Annotated in this window: 24 protein-coding genes, 2 pseudogenes and 1 riboswitch; of the genes and pseudogenes, 17 read left to right on the forward strand and 9 right to left on the reverse strand. The window is 33.6% G+C overall.

Annotated elements, in window-relative coordinates:
- Positions 1-65 precede the first annotated feature (65 nt).
- From AC1Q8N_RS23260 to AC1Q8N_RS23275, 4 genes are all read left to right on the forward strand, one after another.
- On the forward strand, positions 66-791 hold the full coding sequence (locus tag AC1Q8N_RS23260; RefSeq protein WP_048544545.1) for an ABC transporter ATP-binding protein: 726 nt from the start codon (positions 66-68) through the stop codon (positions 789-791).
- On the forward strand, positions 784-2,442 hold the full coding sequence (locus tag AC1Q8N_RS23265) for a putative ABC transporter permease subunit (RefSeq protein ID WP_098122787.1): 1,659 nt from the start codon (positions 784-786) through the stop codon (positions 2,440-2,442). The genes AC1Q8N_RS23260 and AC1Q8N_RS23265 overlap by 8 nt, the downstream gene beginning before the upstream one ends.
- A gap of 56 nt (positions 2,443-2,498) precedes the next feature.
- A complete protein-coding gene (locus AC1Q8N_RS23270) occupies positions 2,499-3,257 on the forward strand; it encodes an SDR family oxidoreductase (RefSeq protein WP_098847458.1) in 759 nt (252 codons plus the stop codon).
- 338 nt (positions 3,258-3,595) lie between these two features.
- Positions 3,596-4,306, forward strand: a complete 711-nt coding sequence (locus AC1Q8N_RS23275; RefSeq protein WP_098132335.1) for a hypothetical protein — start codon at positions 3,596-3,598, stop codon at positions 4,304-4,306.
- 50 nt (positions 4,307-4,356) lie between these two features.
- On the opposite strand, the gene AC1Q8N_RS23280 is transcribed toward AC1Q8N_RS23275, so the two are convergent.
- Entirely contained in the window at positions 4,357-5,289 is a 933-nt protein-coding gene (locus tag AC1Q8N_RS23280; RefSeq protein ID WP_098069011.1) for a hypothetical protein, read from the reverse strand.
- A gap of 71 nt (positions 5,290-5,360) precedes the next feature.
- Positions 5,361-5,837 carry a XoxI protein gene (locus tag AC1Q8N_RS23285; protein ID WP_098847457.1) on the reverse strand — a complete coding sequence of 159 codons (477 nt, stop codon included), beginning with the start codon at positions 5,835-5,837 and terminating at the stop codon, positions 5,361-5,363.
- A 269-nt stretch (positions 5,838-6,106) separates the two neighbouring features.
- On the opposite strand from AC1Q8N_RS23285, the gene AC1Q8N_RS23290 reads away from it, so the two are divergent.
- Positions 6,107-7,177 (forward strand): pyruvate kinase, encoded by a 1,071-nt coding sequence (locus AC1Q8N_RS23290; RefSeq protein ID WP_116443064.1) that lies wholly within the window; start codon positions 6,107-6,109, stop codon positions 7,175-7,177.
- A 205-nt stretch (positions 7,178-7,382) separates the two neighbouring features.
- Here the strand turns inward: AC1Q8N_RS23290 and AC1Q8N_RS23295 are convergent, their stop codons facing one another.
- Both AC1Q8N_RS23295 and AC1Q8N_RS23300 read right to left on the reverse strand, forming a co-directional pair.
- Positions 7,383-7,664 (reverse strand): DUF1292 domain-containing protein, encoded by a 282-nt coding sequence (locus AC1Q8N_RS23295; RefSeq protein WP_002008111.1) that lies wholly within the window; start codon positions 7,662-7,664, stop codon positions 7,383-7,385.
- Positions 7,665-7,819: 155 nt separating this feature from the next.
- Positions 7,820-8,503 (reverse strand): NAD(P)H-dependent oxidoreductase, encoded by a 684-nt coding sequence (locus AC1Q8N_RS23300; protein WP_048544559.1) that lies wholly within the window; start codon positions 8,501-8,503, stop codon positions 7,820-7,822.
- Between the two features lie 129 nt (positions 8,504-8,632).
- On the opposite strand from AC1Q8N_RS23300, the gene AC1Q8N_RS23305 reads away from it, so the two are divergent.
- Positions 8,633-9,013: a winged helix-turn-helix transcriptional regulator gene (locus AC1Q8N_RS23305; RefSeq protein ID WP_000340656.1), complete on the forward strand. Its 381-nt coding sequence runs from the start codon at positions 8,633-8,635 to the stop codon at positions 9,011-9,013.
- Between the two features lie 121 nt (positions 9,014-9,134).
- Here the strand turns inward: AC1Q8N_RS23305 and AC1Q8N_RS23310 are convergent, their stop codons facing one another.
- Entirely contained in the window at positions 9,135-9,446 is a 312-nt protein-coding gene (locus AC1Q8N_RS23310) for a hypothetical protein (RefSeq protein ID WP_098847455.1), read from the reverse strand.
- A gap of 162 nt (positions 9,447-9,608) precedes the next feature.
- Entirely contained in the window at positions 9,609-10,886 is a 1,278-nt protein-coding gene (locus tag AC1Q8N_RS23315; protein WP_048544563.1) for a histidine--tRNA ligase, read from the reverse strand.
- Between the two features lie 340 nt (positions 10,887-11,226).
- Here AC1Q8N_RS23315 and ybaK point away from each other — a divergent pair, with 340 nt between their 5' ends.
- The 4 genes from ybaK to AC1Q8N_RS23335 all read left to right on the forward strand — a co-directional run bounded on the left by ybaK (position 11,227) and on the right by AC1Q8N_RS23335 (position 15,063).
- A complete protein-coding gene (gene ybaK / locus AC1Q8N_RS23320; RefSeq protein ID WP_048544564.1) occupies positions 11,227-11,703 on the forward strand; it encodes a Cys-tRNA(Pro) deacylase in 477 nt (158 codons plus the stop codon).
- A 93-nt stretch (positions 11,704-11,796) separates the two neighbouring features.
- A complete protein-coding gene (locus AC1Q8N_RS23325; RefSeq protein WP_098047993.1) occupies positions 11,797-12,648 on the forward strand; it encodes a P-loop NTPase family protein in 852 nt (283 codons plus the stop codon).
- 314 nt (positions 12,649-12,962) lie between these two features.
- On the forward strand, positions 12,963-14,087 hold the full coding sequence (locus AC1Q8N_RS23330) for a helix-turn-helix domain-containing protein (protein ID WP_098078191.1): 1,125 nt from the start codon (positions 12,963-12,965) through the stop codon (positions 14,085-14,087).
- Positions 14,088-14,103: 16 nt separating this feature from the next.
- Positions 14,104-15,063 (forward strand): alpha/beta hydrolase family protein, encoded by a 960-nt coding sequence (locus AC1Q8N_RS23335; protein WP_098653445.1) that lies wholly within the window; start codon positions 14,104-14,106, stop codon positions 15,061-15,063.
- A 194-nt stretch (positions 15,064-15,257) separates the two neighbouring features.
- Here AC1Q8N_RS23335 and AC1Q8N_RS23340 read toward each other — a convergent pair whose 3' ends face one another.
- The 3 genes from AC1Q8N_RS23340 to AC1Q8N_RS23350 form a co-directional block, all read right to left on the reverse strand.
- Positions 15,258-15,914, reverse strand: a complete 657-nt coding sequence (locus AC1Q8N_RS23340; RefSeq protein ID WP_048544572.1) for a GAP family protein — start codon at positions 15,912-15,914, stop codon at positions 15,258-15,260.
- Between the two features lie 12 nt (positions 15,915-15,926).
- Complete coding sequence (locus AC1Q8N_RS23345; protein WP_000581359.1) at positions 15,927-16,685, reverse strand: MerR family transcriptional regulator; 759 nt, start codon at positions 16,683-16,685, stop codon at positions 15,927-15,929.
- A gap of 65 nt (positions 16,686-16,750) precedes the next feature.
- Positions 16,751-16,894, reverse strand: a complete 144-nt coding sequence (locus tag AC1Q8N_RS23350) for a hypothetical protein (protein WP_001183897.1) — start codon at positions 16,892-16,894, stop codon at positions 16,751-16,753.
- A 215-nt stretch (positions 16,895-17,109) separates the two neighbouring features.
- Between AC1Q8N_RS23350 and AC1Q8N_RS23355 the strand changes: the two genes are divergently transcribed.
- From AC1Q8N_RS23355 to AC1Q8N_RS23385, 7 genes and pseudogenes are all read left to right on the forward strand, one after another.
- Positions 17,110-17,685 carry a TetR/AcrR family transcriptional regulator gene (locus tag AC1Q8N_RS23355; RefSeq protein ID WP_048544577.1) on the forward strand — a complete coding sequence of 192 codons (576 nt, stop codon included), beginning with the start codon at positions 17,110-17,112 and terminating at the stop codon, positions 17,683-17,685.
- Positions 17,686-17,734: 49 nt separating this feature from the next.
- On the forward strand, positions 17,735-18,955 hold the full coding sequence (locus AC1Q8N_RS23360) for an MFS transporter (protein ID WP_098048035.1): 1,221 nt from the start codon (positions 17,735-17,737) through the stop codon (positions 18,953-18,955).
- A 127-nt stretch (positions 18,956-19,082) separates the two neighbouring features.
- Positions 19,083-19,541 (forward strand): DUF2262 domain-containing protein, encoded by a 459-nt coding sequence (locus tag AC1Q8N_RS23365; RefSeq protein WP_048544578.1) that lies wholly within the window; start codon positions 19,083-19,085, stop codon positions 19,539-19,541.
- A 349-nt stretch (positions 19,542-19,890) separates the two neighbouring features.
- Positions 19,891-20,022 (forward strand): annotated as a pseudogene (locus AC1Q8N_RS23370) (helix-turn-helix domain-containing protein); the annotation flags it as partial.
- Positions 20,021-20,356: pseudogene (locus tag AC1Q8N_RS23375) on the forward strand (alpha/beta hydrolase); the annotation flags it as partial. The pseudogenes AC1Q8N_RS23370 and AC1Q8N_RS23375, both read left to right, overlap by 2 nt.
- Positions 20,357-20,551: 195 nt before the next feature.
- Positions 20,552-20,655, forward strand: a riboswitch (purine riboswitch).
- 175 nt (positions 20,656-20,830) lie between these two features.
- Positions 20,831-21,709 (forward strand): 5'-methylthioadenosine/S-adenosylhomocysteine nucleosidase, encoded by an 879-nt coding sequence (locus AC1Q8N_RS23380; RefSeq protein ID WP_404519645.1) that lies wholly within the window; start codon positions 20,831-20,833, stop codon positions 21,707-21,709.
- A gap of 473 nt (positions 21,710-22,182) precedes the next feature.
- Entirely contained in the window at positions 22,183-23,010 is an 828-nt protein-coding gene (locus AC1Q8N_RS23385) for an endonuclease I family protein (protein ID WP_048544587.1), read from the forward strand.
- The last annotated feature ends 129 nt before the right edge of the window (positions 23,011-23,139 follow it).

The following is a 23,139-nucleotide window of genomic DNA, read 5'->3' on the forward strand; positions in this document are numbered from 1 at the left end:
TAAAAATAGAAGTATGCTATAATATTAATATAGTTATTTGGTAATTAAGGAAAGGATTGGATGGAATGATTGAAATTACGAATGTGTCAAAAAGTTATAATGGGTCTACCTATGCAGTAAAAGATTTAAGTTTATCTGTGCCTAGCGGAGAAATCTTTGGATTTTTAGGACCGAATGGCGCGGGTAAATCAACGACAATTAAGATGATTACTGGTATTCATGGTGTGGACAAAGGAACGATTACGATTAACGGTAAAGATATTATGAAATATCCGATGGAAGCGAAAAAGACGTTTGGTTATGTTCCAGATAGCCCAGATATGTTTTTACGATTAAAGGGAATTGAATATTTAAACTTTATGGCAGATATGTATGAAGTGCCGAAAGAAGTACGCCAAGAACGAATCGAGTCTTTAGCGAAGAAATTTGATCTTTACAATGCGTTATCGGATCAAATTCAAAGTTACTCGCACGGTATGAGACAAAAAATCGTTATTATTGGTGTGCTCGTGCATGAGCCAGATGTATGGATTTTAGATGAACCGTTAACGGGGCTTGATCCGAAATCTGCATATATTTTAAAAGAAATGATGAGAGAACATGCGGATAAAGGAAAAATCGTATTTTTCTCGACACACGTATTAGAAGTGGCAGAAAAAATATGTGACCGCGTTGCAATTATTAATAAGGGAAATCTTCAGTTTAAGGGGAATTTAGATGAAATGAGAGATCATTTTAAATCCAATGAATCACTTGAAAAAATGTTCTTGGAGATGACGGGCAATGAGTAAAATTTGGACGTTAACGAAAGTATTATTGAAATTAAATTATGCAGATTTCATAACAGATAAGAAGAAGCGATGGGCGTATGTATTTTCATTTGCAGCCATTTTATTTGTAGGATTTTTAATATTTGGTTCTATCACGCACGGAATGTATGAAGGTATGAAACATTTAGGGCAAGACCCAGGAATGATTATCGCAATGGGACTTGCGATTGCGAGTATATGGGTATTTTTAATGAGTATAACGAACATTTTAACTGTATTTTACTATAGTAATGACATTGAAATGTTATTACCGTTACCATTGAAACCAGCCCAGATTATTTCGGCAAAATTTTTAACGGTATTAATTACACAATACGTAATGAGTTCATTCATTTTATTACCAATCTTTATTACGTACGGGTTAAAAAGTAGCGCATTTATTACCTATTACATATACATGATTTTTATTTACTTACTGTTCCCGATTGTGCCGTTAGTATTAGCTTCGTTACTGATGACAGTTATTATGAGATATACAAATATAGCGAAAAATAAAGACCGAGGAAATATATTTATTGGAATCGTCAGTATACTATTTATTGTAGGAATTAATGTATTTTTACAGTGGAAAAATAAAAGCTCGTTTTCTGAAGATGCAATTACGAATTACCTTGCGAACAACCAATCTTCTCTTCTAGTACAAATGACAAACTATTTTCCAACTACATATTTTGGAGCAGTGGCATTAGTAGAAAATGCAAATTGGAAGGGACCTTTATACGTAATCATCTTTGCACTTATTTCATTTGTATTTTTTGTGTTGTTTTATTACATTGCAGAGCGTACATATTTAAAAGGGGTTATTGGACTTTCAACGAGTACAGCAAAAAAAGAGGTTATTTCAGCAGAAGGCTTACAGAAATCAACGGTACAAAGTTCACATTTGAAAGCGTATGTGAAAAAAGAATTTAAAACGTTATTCCGTACACCACAATTTTTCTTAAATTGTATCGTACAAACTTTCGTTATGCCGATTATGTTATTCTTTGTTTTATTCGTGCAAGATGGGAATTTAAAGTGGATTACAGGGTATATTGATAACCCAAAATCAGCAGGATTGGCGATTGGTGTAGGACTTTGTGCATCGTTATTTTTAATGGGAAGTAACGTTATCGCAACAACATCATTTTCACGTGATGGAAGCTCTTGGTTTGTGAATCGTTATTTACCTGTAAAAGCTTCGGATATCTTTTTTGCGAAAGCAATTACTGCTTGGTTAATTAATGTGATTATTTTAGCAGTATTCGGTATTACGATGGCAGTTGTAGCTGGGATTTCTCCTGTATTCATGTTACTGTGGTTTTTACTAAGTGCGAACGGTTTACTGTTAATTAATTTAATTGGTACACGCTGGGATGCACAAACTGCAGATATACATTGGGATACAGAGCAGAAATTATTTAAGAGCCGATATACAACTTTGTGGAACTTTTTAGCTAATATTTTTATAGCTTTAGTTATTGTAGCGGGAGTAAGTCTATTATACTTCTTCCTTCAAGTAGGACTGTGGGTTATGTTTATCGTTTTATTTGTAATGTTTACGATTGTAAATTATATCTTCATTAAAATTTTAAAATTAGGTGCAGAACGCATATTATCAAATATTGAATAAAAAGATAGATCCTCTGTATTCGTGCAGGGGATTTATCCATAGATGGAGGAGAAAAGGTGAAGAAAATAGCAATTGTAACAGGGGCAACTCGTCTGAATGGAATTGGTGCAGCTGTATGCAAGGTGCTTGCTCAAAAAGGGATAGACATTTTTTTCACGTACTGGTCTCAGTATGATAAAGCGATGCCGTGGGGAATGCATGACAAAGAGCCCTTTTTGTTGAAAGAGGAGATTGAAAGTTTAGGTGTTCGATGTGAAATGGCAGAAATCAATTTATCGCAGTCGTATTCGCCAAATCGTTTGTTTTATATGGTCTCAGAACGTTTAGGTGATCCATCTATTTTAATTAATAATGCAGCGTATTCTACACATACGAGAATTGAAGAATTAAATGTAGAACAGCTAGATAAACATTATACAGTAAATGTCCGCGCTACTATGCAATTAAGTTCATTATTTATAAAACATTATGCACTGAAAACGAATGGAAGTATTATTAACCTTACTTCAGGACAGTCACTAGGGCCAATGCCTGATGAACTAGCATACGCAGCAACGAAAGGAGCAATTGAAGCATTTACAAAATCAGTAGCACCAGTTGCGATGGAGAAGGGGATTACAGTGAATGCTGTTGATCCAGGACCGACGAATACAGGATGGATTACAGAGGAAATGAAGCATCATTTAGTATGGAAGTTCCCACAAGGTAAAGTAGGAGAACCGTCAGATGCAGCACGCTTAATTTCTTTTTTAGTAAGTGAAGAAGCAAAATGGATTACGGGGCAAGTCATTCATTCGAACGGTGGTTACTCATAAATATATTATGTTAACAATTGTTGAGAAACAAAAAAATAAAAGAAAATTTTATTTTTTTGTTTAAATAAAATGTCAAGAAAGATAAAAATTTGATAGGAGAGTATATCGTCATATGAAGATAGTAATTATTCATTTGACAATATACTCTTTTTCTTTTACTACAGAGAAGAAAAATGAAGTAGAAGAAACTCGAATATTCAAATGGGTTTATCAGTTTTTGTACGTATTATTATGAAGATTACTGTCGGAAAGATGGTGATTCATGTGAAAAGGGATTTTTTAAGGGGAAATCGAATCGTAAAGGGGAGGATAAATAAAGTAAACATAGGGGGATTTATATGAAAATGAAAAAGGTCGCTATCGCATCGATAACAATTGGTACAATGCTTACTATGGCAGCTTGTAGTCCTTCAGCAGAGAAAGAGACAGAAAAGAAAGAGCAAGTAACAGCGCAAAATGAAGGAGAATCAAAAACGACAAGTGCAGATGAGACGTCAAAAATAACGAAAGATACTGAAAAAGATACAAATACTTCTTCAAATGAAAAAACAGATAAGGATGCAAAAAATACGAAAGAATCATCAGGAACAGAGAGTAACGGTAAAACGTCATCTCAAAATGAGAATGTGAAAACAAAAGAAAAAGAGACGACAGGAAAAATGAATGACGAAACGACTAGCGGAAAAACAACAGATCAAAGTACAAGTACAAACTCAAACGGAAAAACAACGAAAGATCCGAAGAAAAGCGTAGCTGTGAAAACAAATGTAAAAGAAGTTGCTGCATTGATTGATAGTTTAGACAAGCAATTAGCTGCAAATCCGAAATTAGAAACAGTAAATAAACTTGGAAAACAAATTAATGAAAAGTGGGATGTAATCGAGAAAGAGTTAGAAGCATCTCATCCAGCTGAATATAAAACAATCGGACAAAGTATGTATCCGTTAATTGTAGGAGCGGAGAAAGAAAAGATAGATATTAATAAAATGAAATCATTAACGACGAAAACGAAAAAAGATTTAACTCAGTTATTAACGAAACTTTCGTAGTTTGAAAAGCCTACTGTGGAAGTAGGCTTTTTTGTATTTTTTGTAAAAGTCTATTTATTTTCAATTACGATACGAAATGAACCGAATGCTTGTTGACTGACATAATCTTCTTCGCTAGTTTTATAAGGAAATGGAAAAGCGACGAGCTGAAAATTACTTTCCTGATCCACTGAAGGCAATGTAAAATTGAAAATTTGTCTCGTTTCAGGTGCGACCGCAGTATAAACGACTTTTTTATCATTAAATATTTCAACTTGTTCCCAATCTTTAAATGCCACGATTGCGTAAGTCATTTCATCTTTTGTTTCATTACCATTTGATAAGGTTAATTGTCTGCCTTCTTTATCAGAGAAGACAGTTTGTAAGTTCTCTTCATTGTTCGTAACAAATAATGGTTCATAAAGACCATCTTTTAAAATAGCATTTGGATCTATAAAGGTGAGTTTTATTTTTTCGCTTCCCTCCTGAGGGGGATTTGTTGAGTATCGCATACTTAAAATTTCTTCTAATATAACCGCTTTACTTAAGTCATTATCTTTTAATTTATATTCAGGTTTTTTAATTATTAAAAAGGTTAATTCACTTGCATTAGGAGAAGTGTGTAAAGAGATTCTCGTAGTAATTGAACTATTTGGTTTCATATCAAAAGAATAGTGTGATACTTCATTAGCAGCTTCTTCTATTTTAAAAGGTTTTTGTTCGTAATCTTCTAGGACAATTAATCCATATTTTCGGTCTTCATCAACATTATGTATGAATGATAACGATACATTTATTTTATTATTCTCCATAGTAATTTTACTACCATTATTAATATGTTGACCTTTAGTATTCTTCAATCCGTAAGAAATAGTATTGGTTTGTTGCTCTCGCTTATTTTCTTTAGGAGATGTATGTGGTTGTATGATTGAAGTAGGGAACAAAACATAAATTATAATTAATGAAATAAGTATAACACTGATAATAATATACATTTGTTTCATAAATAGCACCTCAATATATTTAAAATATAAGAGAAAAAAGATATGCAAGATGCATATCTTTTTTCTCTTTCTTACCAGGAAGCTTTAGTTTCGTGATTCACATCATTATAACCACTCAATTTATAGGTATGATTACCAATAGCGTAATCATCTCCATAATAAACACTTGTGTTGGTCGCTGTAGCACTTACATAAGTTGATTTTTTGGCACTATTACTTTTCATATTCACTAATGAGCCATCGCCATTGAAAGTTCTTGCTTTTGCATAAATATAGTCTTCGATCGTAGTTGATTTCGATTTAGCAACTGCATATGGGTTACCAAAAAAGGGAGTATACACGCTAATATTAGAGTCATTCTTAGGTGCAGCTGCAACAGTCAAACTAGGAACATTAGATGTTTTTGCTGATTGAACAGCATCATTGTTAACCAAAACGGGCTGCTTGTCTGCAGTGCCCACCTCTGAAGCACTTGCGTTATTAGTAAAACCAAAACCTAAAACCGCTAACCCTAAAGTTGTCACCGTTAAAGATTTTTTCATATTCACTAATTTTCCCACCTTTTTTAATTTTGAGTTCGAACTCAATTCATACAATATATGAGAATTTTGAAACTCTCAATAACTTGTCCCATACTTAACTGTTCTTTTACTTTTGATTCAACATTTCTTCATTTGCAAAAAATCGAATATATCTTCTAATGCTTAGCTAGCAAGGGAAACAGGTTTAACTTTATGAAATTCGTGTAAATTTAAATCTATTCATTACATGATCTCTGTTATTTTTAAGGTTATGTGGGAAACTTATCTAAAAAAGGATGGTGATAAAAATGACAATCGATCGAGTTTGTACAATTGGGCCAGCAAGTCATAATAAAGAAACGTTAGCGCAGTTAATAAACAATGGTATGAAAATAGTGCGCTTGAATTTATCACATGGCACGCATGAAAGTCATAAAGACATCATTCGTTTAGTGAAATCGTTAGACGATTCTATTAAAATTTTAGGCGATGTACAAGGTCCTAAAATAAGGTTAGGTGAAGTAAAAGGAGAACAAATTACACTTCAGGCGGGAGATTCTTTTATTTTACATACGCAACCAGTTACAGGGAGCAATAGAGAAGCAAATGTTGATTATGCAGGAATCGCGAATGATGTGAAAGTTGGAAGTAGAATTTTAATTAACGATGGCGAAGTTGAGTTAATCGTTGAAAAGATAAGTACGGAAAAAATAGAAACAAAGGTGAAAACAGGTGGTAATATCTCATCTCATAAAGGGGTGAATTTACCAGGGGCAATCGTTAGTTTACCAGCTATTACAGAGAAAGATAAAAAAGACATTCAGTTTCTTCTAGAAGAGGATGTTGATTTTATCGCATGTTCTTTCGTACGGAAACCTAGTCATATAAAAGAAATACGAGATTATATACAACAGTACAAAGAAACGTCACCTAATGTAATTGCCAAAATAGAAACGATGGAAGCGATCGGGAATTTTCAAGATATATGTAAAGAAGCAGACGGAATTATGATTGCAAGGGGGGATTTAGGAGTAGAGTTACCGTATCAATTTATTCCGCTCTTGCAGAAAATGATGATTCAGGAATGTAATCGAACGAATACATATGTTATTACAGCAACACAAATGCTTCAATCTATGGTAGATCATTCTATTCCAACAAGGGCTGAGGTAACTGATGTGTTTCAAGCTGTACTGGACGGAACGAACGCTGTTATGCTGTCTGCTGAAAGTGCATCAGGCGAGCATCCGATTGAAAGTGTAAGAACATTACGTCTCGTTTCTGAATTCGCTGAGCATGTGAAAAAAGAGGGGCCATTTGTGCTGAAAGATGTACTGGAATTGTTGCATAAGTCTTTGGGTGAGTGATAAAGTGAAACTTTAATCAGTGGGGGTTTTGTCCATTCCCCACTGATTATCAGCCCTCACCAATCGGGCTTTTACGGGCAGTTGATCTCCCACCTAACTCCTCCGCATTTGCCGAATTTTGAGGTGGGAGTCTTACTGCCCGGCGAATAGCGGGATAAATAAAAAGAGGGCGGATATGCATCCACCCTCGTGTTTTTCATTCTTATTATTCTTGCTCTTGCTCGTCCAAAATTTTATCAAAAGCAGCAGATACTTTATCAAACTCTTCATCATTTTCAATGTATGAAAACTCATTATCTTCTTCTACTTTTAAAAAGAAAATATCAATGTCTTCCTCAGATTCTGTTTGAATGTCTTCTACGAAGGCAACTGCAATATATTCTGCGCCTTCGACATCCATCGCTCCGAGTACTTCTACTTCCTGATCCTCATTATTCTCATCACTGAGAGTAAACACTTCGCCAACTTCAATATCAGACATATCCATTCTCCTCCTGTTCGACTCTAAAAAATAGAGCGCTCAAACTGTATACATACTAACATATCTTTCCATGAAAAATCAATTTCATACATTAGAAAAACAACTGATTCTTCAATAGAATAAGTATTTAGCTAGAAGGAGTTTTATTTGTGAATGCTATATTACTTAATCCATTCAACAATTGTATCCATAGTTTGTCTTGTTTTATCACGCTTTGGCTCTTCTTTACGGTAACCAAAGGCAACCATAACAGATACTTCAAGATTATCGCCAGTGATAATGCCTTCTTGACGAAGTAAAGAATCTATTTTCTCTTTATCAAATCCTTCTATTGGACAAGAATCAATGCCGATTTGAGCTGCACTCGTCATCATATTACCTAAAGCAATATAAGTTTGCTTAGATGCCCAATCAAATACAGCACGATCGGATTGTAATAAGTTAAAATCTGTTTCCTGGAACTTTTTGAAGAATTCATATCTAATTTTTTGAGTGTCTTCAGGTAATCCAATAATATCGTTCATCATATGTTTAATATACTCTGCATCATAATGCATATCTTTAATATTTCTTGAAAGAACAATGACAAAGTGACTAGCTGTTGCAAGTTGACCACCAGCGCCCCATGAATATGGTTGTAGTTTTTCTCTTACTTCTTTATTTTGTACGACAACAAATTTCCAAGGTTCATATCCGAAAGAAGAAGGGGATAATCTGCCTGTTTCTAAAATGAAATGAAAATCTTCTTCTGAAATTTTTTGCATAGGATCGAACGCTTTACATGCATGTCTGAAATGGAAAGCCTCCATAATTTTCTCTTTTGTAATTTGTTTTGTATTTGTCATAAAAGTTCCTCTTTTCATTAATTTATTTTTGTAAGTAAATTATATTTTTAAAGTAACATAGATACAAGTACGCACATTTATGTGTTATAGTATCAAAAAAGATACTATTGGTAAGGGAAGGGACTTATGATGGATTGTTCAAACGAAAATAATATAAATTACCCATTTTTAAATAAATATTCTTGTCCAGTGGAAGCTATGGTTGAGGTTATTGGTGGAAAATGGAAAGGGGTTATTTTGTATCATTTATTAGATGGTACAAAGAGATTTAATGAATTAAAAAGATTAAAACCTAATATCACACAAAGAATGTTAACACTGCAGCTGAGAGAACTTGAAGCAGATGGCATTATACATCGTGAAGTATACCGTGAAGTGCCGCCAAAAGTAGAATATTCGTTAACGGAGCTTGGTGAATCACTACGTCCAATGATTCTATTAATGATGGAATGGGCAACTCATAATATGGAGAAAGTTTTGGAGAGTAGAAATACGAAAAATAATAGTTAAGAGTTGTAGAAATAAAAGGTGTTTTCCATATGTGAAGAAACCTTTTATTTTTTACTTTCTTAAATTTTGGTTGTAATTAAAATGCATGTGAATCTATTCTGGGGATGTGCTGTTGATTTTGCTATGAATTAAAAACTTCCTTTTTAGTAGTAGAAGCTGCATCTAATAAAAGGAAAACAGCTGCTATAATATGTAGAACGACGTCTATATAAGGAAAGAAGGCAACTAGAGTAACGATAATACCTATATAATGAGCGTACGTATTCATGCCTGCTTTGTTAGCTAATAAAATAGTAGTAATATGTAAAGCAATCAATAGTAGTAAAGGTATCCAGTCTAGATTAACAAGACTTGGAAATATATAATAGCAAGGAAGTAATAATAGATGATAGATCCCTGTAGTCCACTTTAGTGTTTGTATGTAAGTTTTCAAAGTAAATCCTCCTAAAACAATTAATATCTATATATTACCAAAAATAATAGGTAATTGGATATTAAATACTTGTGATTTTTAGTAGGATATAATTGTTTTATGTTAACTAATGGTTTCGTTATCTATAAAATAGAAAAACCACCCAAACGAGGGTGGTTCGTATTATAAATAACTATTTAAAGAAGAAAGGGGAACCTTCACCTCACTACCTTCCTTCATATTCCGCAGCATAACGGTTTCTGTACTAAGTTCTTCTTCCCCAATAATAAGCACATAAGGGATATTCTCTTTATTTGCATAATTAAGGGCACGTTTTAATTTGCGGCCTGCTAGTTCGAGTTCGACTTTTAAGGAAGTTGTAGAACGTAATTGCTGGGCAATTTGTAAGCATTGTAATTCTGTCCCGAGTGGGATGATAAATACATCCGCTGTAGATGATATTGTTTCTTTCTGCGAGAGTGCTGTGTAAATAACGTCTAAGCCGAATGAAATACCGACTGTTGGATAGCTCATATTATCACCACGGAATGCCCCAATAATATTATCGTATCGACCACCGCTACCGATACTAGATGTAATCGATCCATCTTTTAAAAAGATTTCATATACGGTACCTGTATACATTGTAAGTCCTCGCGCTAAAAATGGATTGAATATAGCATTTTCATTTATTCCGAGAGCGATTAAATATTGCTGTAATTGTTGTAGTTCGTTTACTCCATCGGCAACGAGTGGAGTATTGAAAGCGTCTTTAAAGTCATCAATCGAAAGCTTTAGACAAGATAAAACGGTATTACATATTGTATCAGCCATTTCTTCAGAAATTCCGCGCTCAAGTACATCTTTTCGTACACCATCAATCCCAATCTTTTCGATTTTGTCTAATGATAAAATGACGTCACTCGTTCGTTCAGTAGGGATGTTAATAGACTGGAGAATACCGTTCAACAATTTTCGGTTATTATATTGGATCGTTACTTCTAAGTTTAACGTTCGGAACAGTTCAAACGCCATACTCATAAGTTCCGCTTCTGCCATGACAGATTCTACACCGACTATATCAACGTCACATTGAATGAACTCACGAAATCTTCCTTGTTTAATGGGCCCATCTCGAAAGACTTTTCCGATTTCATACCGTTTAAAAGGGAGGCGGATGTTCGGATTCATTGCCACGACTTTTGCAAATGGAATGGTTAAATCATAGCGTAAGGCAAGTTCGCGTTTTCCTTGATCTTGAAGTGTATATATTTCTTTTAAAATTTCATCACCGCCGCCGTATTTGTAAGACATAAGCTCATACATATTTAACGTTGGTGTTTCTAACGGTTTACATCCGTATCGTTCAAACGTATCTTCACAAGCTCTTTTAATTTTATTTCGCAACACTTGCTCCTCTGGTAAATAGTCTTTCGTTCCTTTTACATTTTTCATTTCCATTGTAATCACTCCTTTTTAAAATTAAAAAAAGCTATGCAGGTATAAAAATACCCACATAGCTTTATGAACGCTTCGTGGGTCAACAGGAAAAGCCCTGTACCCACAAAGAAAAATTTTTCTTCGGATACACGGCGTTACGTATGATGATGAAGTTGGAAAGAAGTATTAACATTTCGCATGACAAATCTCTCCTTAACATAAGTTTTTCCAAATTATATCAGATGATTTTTGAATTATCAATATTTTTAGTTTTGAAATATACGTGAAGTTATGTAGGATAAATGGAAAAAGGTGTATAATAAAACTTAATAATATGAAATAACCTTTTAAGGAGAAACCCATGAAAAAAGATAAAACAAATGCGATGCGAATATTAGATAAAGAAAAGATCGAATATTCGATGATGTCATATGATCCGGAAGATGGAAAAATTGATGGCGTATCAGTAGCCGGGAAAATTGGACGAGAAGTGAGAGAAGTATATAAAACGTTAATCGCTCAAGGAAATAGTAAAAATTATCATGTGTTTATCATCCCGGTAGATGAGGAACTAAATTTAAAAGCTGCCGCAAAAGCGGTCAGCGAAAAGAAGATTGAAATGATTCCTGTAAAAGATATTACGAAAGTATCAGGATACATTCGCGGTGGTTGTTCACCAGTAGGAATGAAAAAGTTATTTTCTACATGCATTGATGCGACTGCTCAATCGCTTGAAACGATCATTGTAAGCGGCGGGAAGATTGGTATACAAATCGAGCTGAAAGTGGATGACTTAGCGAAAGTAACGAGAGCGCAGTTTGGTGAAATAACGAAATAATGATACATAGGAAAGGAAGTTCTAGTTTTATTGAGTTTAGATAAAGATTTATAGGATAATTAGTCCGTTTTGTCTTTGAAAGGTGTAGATTTTTTGAATACGAAATTAATCATAGTAGAAGGGCTTCCTGGCTTTGGGAAATCCACCACTGCAAGCTTGCTTTACGATATTCTAATTGAAAAAAATATTGACGCTGAGTTATTTCTTGAAGGGAATCCAGATCACCCTGCTGATTATGATGGGGTATCTTGTTTTGATAAAATTGAATTCGAAAGTTTGTTAGTGAATAGTGGTAATTTTAAGGAAGTAATTAGTGATAGAGTCACGAAGCGAGAAAACAATTATTTATTGCCATATAAAAAAATTAAAAATGAATACAGCTCTAATTTTCCTGAAAATTTATTAAATACCATTTTTAAAAATGATATATATGAATTACCGCTAGAGAGGAATATTGAATTAATAACTGAAAAATGGAGGAATTTTGTTGAAATAGCCAACAACGAAAATAAAATTTATATTTTTGAATGTTGCTTCATACAAAATCCATTAACAATCGGGATGGTTAAATATGGTGCAAAAAAAGAGAAAGTTATAAGTTATATTAATGCATTAGAGAAAATTATAGAGAAATTAAATCCAGTATTGTTTTATATAGAACAAGATGATTTGGAATTCTCATTCAGAAAGGTATTTAATGAAAGAGATAAAGAATGGTCTGCTGGATTTATTGAGTATTATACAAATCAAGGGTATGGGAAGATGAAAGGCTATCACGGTTTAGACGGAACAATTAAAGTTTTAGAAGCAAGAAGAGATATTGAAAGAGAAATATTTGATATGTTAAATATAAAAAAGACAAAAATTGATAATTCACAGTATGAAGCTATCAAATATAAGTCAATGATAATTGAAAAATTGGAATCACTTGAATTTCTAGATTAATGTAGTGCTTTAAGTGAGCAAGAAACTAAGGGTTTTTAACTTCGGCTTTCGAAAATTATACAAATAATCTGTTCACTGGATTCTCATAGAAAACTGTAGTGAGATAAAATATTTGATGTTGAAGCATGTCAAAATCTTAACTAGATGGTTAGTATCGGTACCCCACAATAAAAAGGCAGGAACATATCAAATATGTTCCTGCCTTTCATTTTAGAGAGATGTTTCCTAACAGTTGATTTTGTTAACGAAAGTCGACTTTAAATCCATATTTTGTATAGAATATAGTACATATAATAAACGTATGAGGTGATACAGTGAGAGAGATTCATATTCATAAAATTATTGCGGATAAGAGAAAAGAAAAGGGAATTACGCAGGAAGAGTTAGCGGTGTATATCGGAATTACGAAGGCGTCTGTTTCCAAATGGGAGACGGGGCAGAGTTATCCAGACATTACATTTTTACCACTGCTAGCATCGTACTTTAACATAAGTATAGATGAATTAATCAGTTATAAACCGCAAATGGAACAGGAAGATATTAAGGATTTATATCATAGACTAGCGGAAGCTTTTAGTGAAGAACCGTTTGATGAGGTAATGAAGGAGTGCAGAGAAATAATCAAAAAATATTATTCTTGTTTTCCGCTATTACTTCAAATGGGACTACTTTTTATTAATCATCACATGTTAACAGCGGATATGGATAGAAGAATTGAAATTTTAGAAGAAGCAATGTCTCTTTTTAGCAGGGTGCAGGAAGAAAGTGATGATGTTTCTCTTGTGAAAGAGGCGGTATCGTTTCAAGCAACTTGCTATCTTATACTCAATAGACCAAATGAGGTGCTTCAATTACTTGGCGAAACGATACGTCCTAATTTTCCAGAAGAGGATTTAATCGCACAAGCGTATCAAATGCTTGGAAATGCTGAAAAGGCGAATGAAATGATGCAAATTAGTATGTACCAACATTTAATACAACTCGTTGCCACAATACCGAATTATGTAGTAGTAAATGCCTCAAGCGCTGAAAAGGTAGAGATAATCTTAAATAGAGCTTTCATGTTAATAGATATATATGAAATAGAAACATTACATCCTAATATGACTTTAAAAATATACTATGCTGCTGCACAAGTATATTGTATGCAAGGCAATTTTGAAAGAGCATTAGAAATGTTGCAGAAATATGTAGCAGTTTGTGCAGCTAGTTTCACAGTAAATAGCCTGCATTTACACGGCGATTCCTATTTTGATGCGATTGATGAATGGTTTGCAGAATTTCCGCTTGGTGCTAAAACGGTTAGAAATGAAGAGATTATAAAGCGAAGCATGCTAAAAAGTATTGCAGAGAACCCCATTTTCGCATCTATGAAAGATGTAAGAGAGTACAAAAATATAATAGCGAGTTTGAAATTTAAATTGGATATAAAAGAATAGAAGGAGGATAAATATAATGACTTTTGACGAATATGAAGTAGCGATAAATAGTGAATTTACTTTGCGCGGTACGATTACTAAACCGAAAGCTGACGGGAAGTATACTGCGGTTGTTATTATCGCTGGATCTGGAGAGATTGATCGTGATGGAATGATCGTACCGTTAAAGCTTGAATCGAATATTTATAAAGGTTTAGCGCATGTAATGGCGAGACTTGGAGTAGTGACGCTCCGTTTTGATAAGCGCGGAGTAGGAAAGAGTGAAGGGGAATTTCTGAAGACTGGGATGTGGGATTTAGTTAGTGATATAGAGGCTATGATTACGTATTTAAAAGAACAACCATTTGTTGATCCGGAAAATATCATTTTAGCTGGTCATAGTGAAGGATGTATGTTAGCGACTGTAGTAAACGCAAGAACCCCAGTTAATGGACTCATACTTCTTACAGGAGCTGCGGAATCGTTAGAAGAAGCTACTAAAAGACAAAGGGAGATTATTTATAAGGAGTTAAAAGAGCAAAAAGGAATAAAAGGAAAGTTAATGCGTCTTCTCAATATTGAGAAACGGGGAGAAAAGCAGGCACAAAAGGCAACAGAGAAAATGATAAACTCCAAAAAAGATATTGTTAAAATTGGATTTAAGCCAATGAATGCCAAATGGCTTAGAGAGCATTTTCAGCATGACATTTATAAAGATTTAATAAAAGTAACATGTCCAGTACTAGCAATTGCTGGTGATAAAGACTTTCAGGCAAATCCTGAAAAAGCGAAGAGAATTGGTGGTTATGTGAAAGGTAATTATGAAGTACATGTAATAAAAAATATGGATCATACCTTGAAATATTTCGAAGGTGATTTTAAAGCGTTGGAATTTAAAAAGATTTATGTGGAAGGAGCAGATAAGCCACTACATCCGAAGCTGGAAGAAATAATTACGAATTGGATGAATACGAATTTTATCCTGCATCAAAATTAGATGAATATGAGGAAGATGGAAGGGAGAGTAACTGCCTGTAAAAGACGGATTGGCGCAGGCTAGGCTTGTAGGTGTAAGTTCTTCTACATTAGTAATTTCGAGCATAATAATCCCTTCCTTATTGTAAATTCTCTAATTCGTTTAACATCACTTTTGAGCTAATAAGATCTTTTCTAATACTTTGGTAAAACACCCTATAAATAATCCAGGCTATTTAATATTAAGAGGAAGCCAACTATACACATAATCCATGACAGAGCTGATCCTGTACTATTAGCGATTTTCATTCGGAGCCTCTCGAGAGGTTTTTGCATCCACCGACCAAACAGGAGATAGAAGAGAAATAGCACGAGAGAGGGCAATACCATAATAAAGTTGTATCCAGCTAAAATAGAAGACCATTCTACCCATGATAGATTAGAAGTAGTTAGTATGCCAATTGCTGCAAAATAAGGAAAGGCAGTTCCCGCTTCAATTAATGTAGTAGTGAATCCGAGTGCAATTATTGAAAGAATGCTATTTGATTTTGGTGAAGGGAGCTTTGAACTTTTCTTTGGTGGAATATAAAAGCTTGCGATGAATAATAGGGCTCCAATAATAAATAATGTCCAGCTTACGATTCGGTTTTGAAATACGCCAGAAATAATCTCAAATAAAAAATTTAACCCTAGCATGAGTGAAACTCCAACAACAAAATAACATCCAGCTACCGTCAATAAATAAACGAATAAACGTTTCGTGAGACGCTCTTTATCTGTTAAAAGTAGATATATTGTTACTCCTATTGTAGTAGGGCTTAGCGTGTCCAATATAGCTAATCCGCCTATTAGGAGAAGTTGTTCTGTACCCATCGTGATTTCCCCTTATTTCGGCTCAGGCTTATTTTTTTCATTCATAAAAATGGCATATGCCTCGTTCATAAACTGAAGCACATCTTGATCAATTGGGTATAAACTAAGTTTCTCTGATTGTTTGGGAGACATCCTTATCTCCCAAAGCTTATTTAGAAATTCATCCTCACCTTCAAATTCTTCTAAGCGTTTTTCCTCCATTCTTCTCATGATATTTTGAACTTTTGTTGCCTTTGGACCGTCCTTCATATAACGTTTTAACTGGCCGATGAGAGCAATCCATTCAAGTGAATCAGAACAGTCACTTGACATTTTAGGAACCTTTTCCAATAATTTTATTTCTTTTTCTTTAAATACAGATTCGCGATAATACTGTTGTATATCTTTATCTTTGCTGGATAATTGCATAATCTTCTGAATCGCAATCCAGCTTTCTTCTCCTTCTATCGCAATTCCATTTATCAATTCCCGTAAGGATAATTCTATTTTCTTTAAATGTTCCTGCTCTTTTATTACATAAGATAATTGATTCTGTAAACTATCCGACCAATCCCATTCATTGAAGTCGAGCATATTTTTAATCTCTTGTAACGGAAATCCAACTTTTTTTAAAAATTGAACTTGCTGTAGTTTTTTTATTTCTTCATTTGTATATAAACGATGGCCACCTTCTGTTTTTGATGCTGGTTTTAATAATCCGATTTTATCGTAATAACGCAGTGTCCTTACTGTAACGCCTGCCAGTTCTCCAACTTTATTAATGTGTATCAACTGATAAACCTACCTTTCTGAACGTTAAGATTTTATCGTTAACGATTATTTTCTTCATACCACATCTATTCTTCTTTACTAAAAAGATTTTTAAGTAAGTAACCTGATCCTAATCCAATTAGTACACCAGGAAATGCATAATCCAATGTCAGTCCGATCCCTGCACCTATAATGACACATCCATAAATAATAATATCGCCTTGTTGCATCTAAAAACCTCCTATTTTTCTAATTTCTTTTATGAAATTGCGAAATAGTAGCTACTTAACAGTATATAAAATGACCCAACGTCAACTTCAAGTGTTTTTGATTTGTATTAATAAATTTATAAAACCTTCTAACGGAAGAGTTAATTTTGAAATATTTTGTGGACTTACCGTTCCGGAATATTTATACTAAATTATATAATAGGGGGTGTTGTTAAATGGGTAGAAAGATTAGTTTTAACAAAGAACATGCTTTAAATAAAGCGATGCATTTATTCTGGGAGAAAGGTTATGATGCTACATATATATCAGATCTGATTGAGACGATGGGTATAAGTCGATCTACTCTCTATGATAGTTTTGGAGATAAGGATGCACTATTTAAACTAGTTTTGGAACATTATAAAAACTATGGCTCTCAAAAGAGAAATTTACTTTTTAGTGGGATAAACACGAAAGCATCACTTACATCCTTTTTTTATCAACATATTGAAAAATGTTATTCAGATGAAATTCCAAAAGGTTGTATAATAACAAATTCTTCACTGCTTATTGGACAAATTGATCCTGCCATAGAAGAAATACTTATAAATGATTTTAATGAACTTGAAAACGTATTTAAGCAAGTCATTGAAGAAGGAAAAAGGAGTGGGGAAATTTCACAAGAGGCTGATACTGAATTAGTTGCATATTCTTTATTAAGTTTAAATCATAGCCTGAATGTAATGTCCAAATATAAAAAAGAGAAAAATTTAGCCTATCGTCTAGTGGATAAGACTATTGCAGACCTATAGTCTTTCTTTTTTTAATGATTTCGGAACGGACGTTCCGAAAAAGAAAGGAATGGTAAAGTTGAATAACAAGACAAATTTTCTAATATTTATTTTGGCGATTAGTTGTGGCTCACTTGCTGCAAATATTTATTATGCACAACCAATTGTACAATTCATTGCAAAAGACTTGAATATCTCCTCGGATTTATCTGGATTGCTCACTACTTTGACGCAAATTGGGTATGGATTGGGATTGTTTTTTATCGTACCAATGGCAGATTTATTTAAAAGTAAGAAAATAATAGGGATTCTTATCGGGCTAACTATTCTTTCATTAATTGGTACGCTAATTTCGACAAATGGAATTATTTTTTTACTATTAACCACTATAATTGGTATTGGAGCCTGTGCGGCTCAAATGTTAGTTCCGCTAACAATGAGGATTGTGCCTATTGAAGAGACTGGGAAATATGTCGGTAAAGTAATGAGTGGTTTATTGATTGGCATTATGATTGCTCGCCCATTATCTATCGGAATAGCTGACTGGTTCGGGTGGAGAATGGTATTCGTTTTTTCATTAATAGTCTTAGTTGTTATCTTACTGTTAATTATAAAATTTTTACCCGACTATGAAGTGGTATCAACTAGTAACATGCGATATCAAAATTTAATAGCTTCTATGGTAAAACTATTAATACATACTTCATCGTTACAACAAAGAGCTTTTTATCACGCATGTTTATTCGCGACATTCAGTCTTTATTGGACAGTTATTCCAATTTTATTAAGGGCAGAACCATTACATTACTCAAATAATGAAATTGCATTGTTTGGCTTTGTTGCAATAGCTGGAGCTTTATTAACTCCTACTATTGGTAAAATAGCAGATAAAGGTTATATTTTTACAATGACTAATGTATCAATGGCGCTTGTATTATTATCAATCATACTATTATTTTTTGTTCAAGATCATTCACTATTTAGTATGATATTAATACTTATCTCAGGCGTTTGCATCGATATTGGTGTAGCAGGAAATTTATTATTAGGTCAAAAAGTTATCTTTAGTTTGAATCCCGAGATAAGAAACAGACTGAATGGATTATATATGACCATCTTCTTTTTGGGGGGAGCCGTTGGTTCATGGGTTGGAAGTTATACGTACTATAAATTTAATAGTGAAGTAACTTTACTCATTGGAGCAGCTTTTCCTTTAATCGCCTTATTTGTTCATTTCATAAAGAATAATACAAAAAAATTATCGAAAACCAAAAGTGAGTTCATATCATGACTATTTATGTCTCTAAAAAGTCAGGGTTAAAATCTAGTTTGGGATACCTTTGATAGGCAAGGGGATCTTCACATGCCTATCAAGCTAATTAAAGTTTCTTTTTCACAGATAGAAAGGAAATGAAATCATGGAAAAATCAATAAAAAGTGAATTAATTGGAATGTTTATCTTTAATGAAACTTTTCATACATATGAACAAAACGAAGGAAAAGTACATTGGGGATTGGATATTGGAAAAGAGCTTGTACATGTACATGAAATGATGAAAAGAGCAGAAAAGCTTTATGTATGTTTAGAAGAATTTGATAAAAAAGCTAAGGTCGCTATAGCGAAAGAATTAATAGAGTATAAAAATGATTTTTGGCCTGAATATGATGAGAATGATGAACATTTAGATTGGGATGCTGTAGATGCAGGCGAATATGATATGACGAAAGAAACATTTGAGCAATCTATTACTCTTATGGACATTGTAATTAGAGAAAATGATATATATTGCGAATATAATGATGGAGATGTATTTGGTGGACATAGAATCCATGCTTCTTTTGACAATGAGTACAATTTATTAGATGCAGAGATTTAGTTTTGAGCGGTGAAAGTAAAAAGGATTGATTACTATAATCAATCTTTTTTGTCATTATTATAAGATAACGGTGAAATACTAGGTAGAGAGTTGCATAGTTTTAACGTATTATCCGAAAGGAGTCTCCTTCCTGGGGCGTGTGAAAGGCGATAGTCTAGCGGTAGGCGGGAGATGAATTTCGGTTTGGTGTAGCCAAACATTTGGTTTTCCTATTTATTTCGCCCTTGATATAATCAGTCTTATAAGAGGTAACGTTTGGTATAACAATGAAAGTAGATAATAATCTTTTAGGTTGTGTGATTACCGTCATAGCTTATGGGAAATGAAGCGAAAAATGAGGTGAATGGATATGGCAAAGCAGAATAAGGCGTACAAATTTCGTCTGTATCCCACAGAAGAACAAGCACATCTCATACGTAAAACGTTCGGATGTATACGCTTTGTGTATAATAAAATGCTGGCTGAACGGAAAGAACTATATTTATAAAGATTTAAAACAAGTAACATGTTCAGTACTAGCAATCGCTGGTGATAAAGACATTCAGGCTGATCCAGAAAAAGCGAAGCGAATTGGTCATTATGTGAAAGGTGATTCTGAGGTACATGTAGCAAAAAATATGGATCATAGTTTAAAAAGTTTTGAAAGAGATTTTAAAGTATTAGAGCTTCAAAAGAACTATAAAGAGGGAGCGGGAAAGCCACTTCACCCGATGCTAGAAGAAATAATTGTGAATTGGATAAGTGCGAATTTTATCTCGCAATATGAGGGGAATAAGACTTCCAGCTCAATATTAGGCGGAAGTGAGGAAGATTAATTGTTGGTACAAGGTCTGTTGTTGTAGGCGGATTTAGTTTAGTATTTGGGTTGTAAGTTTTTTGTGATATTTTCCATTTTAAAATGGGGGATATGATTAATTAACCTATTAAAAACGAACATTAAAAACATTTTTAATAAAAATGTTCACTTTTAGATTGCGTGCACACTAAAAGTTTGATATATTACCAATATAATAATTTTACACATCATCACTCGTATATACTCGGTAATATGGTCCGAGCGTTTCTACCTAGTTCCCAATGAAAGAACTGGACTACGGGTTAAAGTGTTCGGCCGTGCTGTTCAATGAGCGCTATCGATCTATAATTTTGCATTTGTTTTACCTTATGCTTAATTAACTTTGACTATCGTAGTTCTAGAAAGTAGAGATTCTTCTACAATTTCTAGAACTTTTTTGTTTGGACCAAAAGTATCGAGTATAGAAAACAACAAGAGAAAGAGGAGATTATTTATGAAGAAGAATACGTTGAAAAAATGTGCTGCCCTAGTAACTACTGTTGCATTGTCATTCTCGATACTTGCGGGATGTAATGCGAGTCCGAAACAAGTTGAGGCAAAAAACAATCAAAAACCAATCTTAATTCAAGGGCCAATGCCGATAGAAGCTGAAAAGTTTGCAAAAAAGTTGAAAAATGTGAAAGAAGAAAAGTCTGGAACTTTCGTATTTTATAAAGGCACTGTCGATAATTATCCTGTAATCGTAGCGAAAACAGGTAAAGGAATGGAAAATACAGCAGCTGCTACAGCAGTGGCTATTGAAAAATATAAGCCTAAGGCGATTATTAACCAAGGAACATCAGGTGGACACGATCCAAATTTAAACGTATTTGATATTGTTTTAGGAAAACAAGTAGCAAACATAGGTTCATTAAAAACAACAAATATGGATGAGAATCAAGGGATTGAACCGACAAAATGGATTTCAATGGACTTAATGGCTTCTGAAGGAAGTGCAGGAGAAGATCCAAATGCTGAGAAAATCCGATACTACGAGGGAGATAAGGATTTACTTGCAGCAGCTAATGCGGTAAAAGATAAATATACAAAAGGTAAAGTGGTTGAAGGGACTATAGGTTCAGCAGATCTTTGGAATAATGAAGTTGATAGAATTAAATGGTTCCATACAAAATACGGTACATCTGTTGAAGAAATGGAAGGTGCTGCCGCAGCGCAAATCGCAAAAGCTTATGACGTACCATTTTTAGGGATTCGAGTATTATCTAACAATAAAACAAACGGCGGAAAATACAATCCAAATACAGCGGCGGCAAATCAAGAATATGTATATGAAGTAGTTAAAAAGTATATAGATTCGATACCAAATAAATAGTAGTAGTTCTGTCTCAATATAAAAATGTTATCATTACTGCGCAATGTGTTGTGAACTCAGAATTACCAAAGTTTCTTTAATTAAAATAGATTGGTGCCTTACATGGTATCCAATCTATTTTTGTACTTATTTTTCAGAGGAAGAAGGGTTTTACACCAAAAAATAAAGACAATTATAGAAAAAGGAAAAGTCGAACGATTGATCAAATATGCATAATTGCATGAAAAAATTGAAATTTATAAGTTAACATTAAACTACTTTTTAATTGTAAAGAATATTTTAATAATCTTTACTAGAGAAGGATATTCGTTGAGAAGTAGATAAACCAAAAGTGTGGAAATAATACAGACTCAATAGAGTTTTGTATTAAATAAAAAGAAAAGGATGGGTATGGCTTTCTAAAAGTTTTTTGGGGTTAGAAAGCATTTTTTAGTTAATAGCTTCAAATTATATTTTAAAGGGGAAATGGGTATATGAAGTTTCGAAATACAAAGCTTGCTATGGTTACACTATCTTCATTTTTTATTTTAAGTACTGCATCTCTATCATTCACAGATATCATACACGGTGAAGTAGCTTCTGCATCACCACAAGAGATTACTGTAAAAAGCTATGATGATACATATTATAATAATGCAATAGGAAAAACGGGTTTAGAGTTAAAGAAGGAACTTCATAATATTATTGATGATCATACAAAGTTATCATACAGTGCGGTTTGGGAAGCACTAAGAGATACTGATGAAGATCCAAATAATAAAAACAATGTGATACTCTTATATACTGGGCGTTCGCAAGGGAAACTTACGAATGGTTCAGGAGTTGATAATTGGAACCGAGAGCATGTTTGGGCAAAATCTCACGGTGATTTTGGAACGACTGCAGGAGCTGGAACAGATTTGCATCATTTAAGAGCGACGGATGTATCTGTAAATAGCTCACGTGGAAATCTGGATTTTGATAATGGTGGTGTGAATCATTCGGAAGCGACAGAATGTAAATATGATAGTGATTCTTGGGAACCTCGTGATAGTGTAAAAGGAGATATCGCTAGAATGCTATTTTACATGGCTGTTCGTTATGAAGGAGATAACGGAGAAATAGACTTAGAATTAAATGAAAAGGTGAATAATAATAAAGATCCATACATGGGCAAACTATCCGTTTTACTAAAATGGAATGAACAAGACCCTGTAGATGATTTAGAGCGAAAGCGTAATGAAGTGATTTTTACGAAATATCAACATAATCGTAATCCCTTTATTGATCATCCGGAATGGGTAAATAAAATTTGGAAGTAAAATACTTAAAGGTATTTTACTTTGAGAGAAGGGATTGATCACTATGATCAATCCCTGTTTATATCTATACTAGAATAAGTGATCTTTATAGGATTGGAGAATAGAATCGATATTTTATTAAGTAAAGTA

The organism is Bacillus sp. GW823-FHT06B01, assembly GCF_058952315.1.

What these genes read in the sequence shown, in the direction of transcription:
- AC1Q8N_RS23350 (WP_001183897.1), bottom strand. Translation starts at nt 16,894, where the DNA reads ATGCAACAAGGCGATATTATTATTTATGGATGTGTCATTATAGGTGCA.
- AC1Q8N_RS23340 (WP_048544572.1), bottom strand. Translation starts at nt 15,914, where the DNA reads ATGGGTACAGAACAACTTCTCCTAATAGGCGGATTAGCTATATTGGAC.
- AC1Q8N_RS23380 (WP_404519645.1), top strand. Translation starts at nt 20,831, where the DNA reads ATGAAGAAGAATACGTTGAAAAAATGTGCTGCCCTAGTAACTACTGTT.
- AC1Q8N_RS23300 (WP_048544559.1), bottom strand. Translation starts at nt 8,503, where the DNA reads ATGACAAATACAAAACAAATTACAAAAGAGAAAATTATGGAGGCTTTC.
- AC1Q8N_RS23385 (WP_048544587.1), top strand. Translation starts at nt 22,183, where the DNA reads ATGAAGTTTCGAAATACAAAGCTTGCTATGGTTACACTATCTTCATTT.
- AC1Q8N_RS23275 (WP_098132335.1), top strand. Translation starts at nt 3,596, where the DNA reads ATGAAAATGAAAAAGGTCGCTATCGCATCGATAACAATTGGTACAATG.
- AC1Q8N_RS23335 (WP_098653445.1), top strand. Translation starts at nt 14,104, where the DNA reads ATGACTTTTGACGAATATGAAGTAGCGATAAATAGTGAATTTACTTTG.
- AC1Q8N_RS23295 (WP_002008111.1), bottom strand. Translation starts at nt 7,664, where the DNA reads ATGGATATGTCTGATATTGAAGTTGGCGAAGTGTTTACTCTCAGTGAT.
- AC1Q8N_RS23355 (WP_048544577.1), top strand. Translation starts at nt 17,110, where the DNA reads ATGGGTAGAAAGATTAGTTTTAACAAAGAACATGCTTTAAATAAAGCG.
- AC1Q8N_RS23365 (WP_048544578.1), top strand. Translation starts at nt 19,083, where the DNA reads ATGGAAAAATCAATAAAAAGTGAATTAATTGGAATGTTTATCTTTAAT.
- AC1Q8N_RS23305 (WP_000340656.1), top strand. Translation starts at nt 8,633, where the DNA reads ATGGATTGTTCAAACGAAAATAATATAAATTACCCATTTTTAAATAAA.
- ybaK (WP_048544564.1), top strand. Translation starts at nt 11,227, where the DNA reads ATGAAAAAAGATAAAACAAATGCGATGCGAATATTAGATAAAGAAAAG.
- AC1Q8N_RS23280 (WP_098069011.1), bottom strand. Translation starts at nt 5,289, where the DNA reads ATGAAACAAATGTATATTATTATCAGTGTTATACTTATTTCATTAATT.
- AC1Q8N_RS23260 (WP_048544545.1), top strand. Translation starts at nt 66, where the DNA reads ATGATTGAAATTACGAATGTGTCAAAAAGTTATAATGGGTCTACCTAT.
- AC1Q8N_RS23290 (WP_116443064.1), top strand. Translation starts at nt 6,107, where the DNA reads ATGGTGATAAAAATGACAATCGATCGAGTTTGTACAATTGGGCCAGCA.
- AC1Q8N_RS23315 (WP_048544563.1), bottom strand. Translation starts at nt 10,886, where the DNA reads ATGGAAATGAAAAATGTAAAAGGAACGAAAGACTATTTACCAGAGGAG.
- AC1Q8N_RS23265 (WP_098122787.1), top strand. Translation starts at nt 784, where the DNA reads ATGAGTAAAATTTGGACGTTAACGAAAGTATTATTGAAATTAAATTAT.
- AC1Q8N_RS23360 (WP_098048035.1), top strand. Translation starts at nt 17,735, where the DNA reads ATGGTAAAGTTGAATAACAAGACAAATTTTCTAATATTTATTTTGGCG.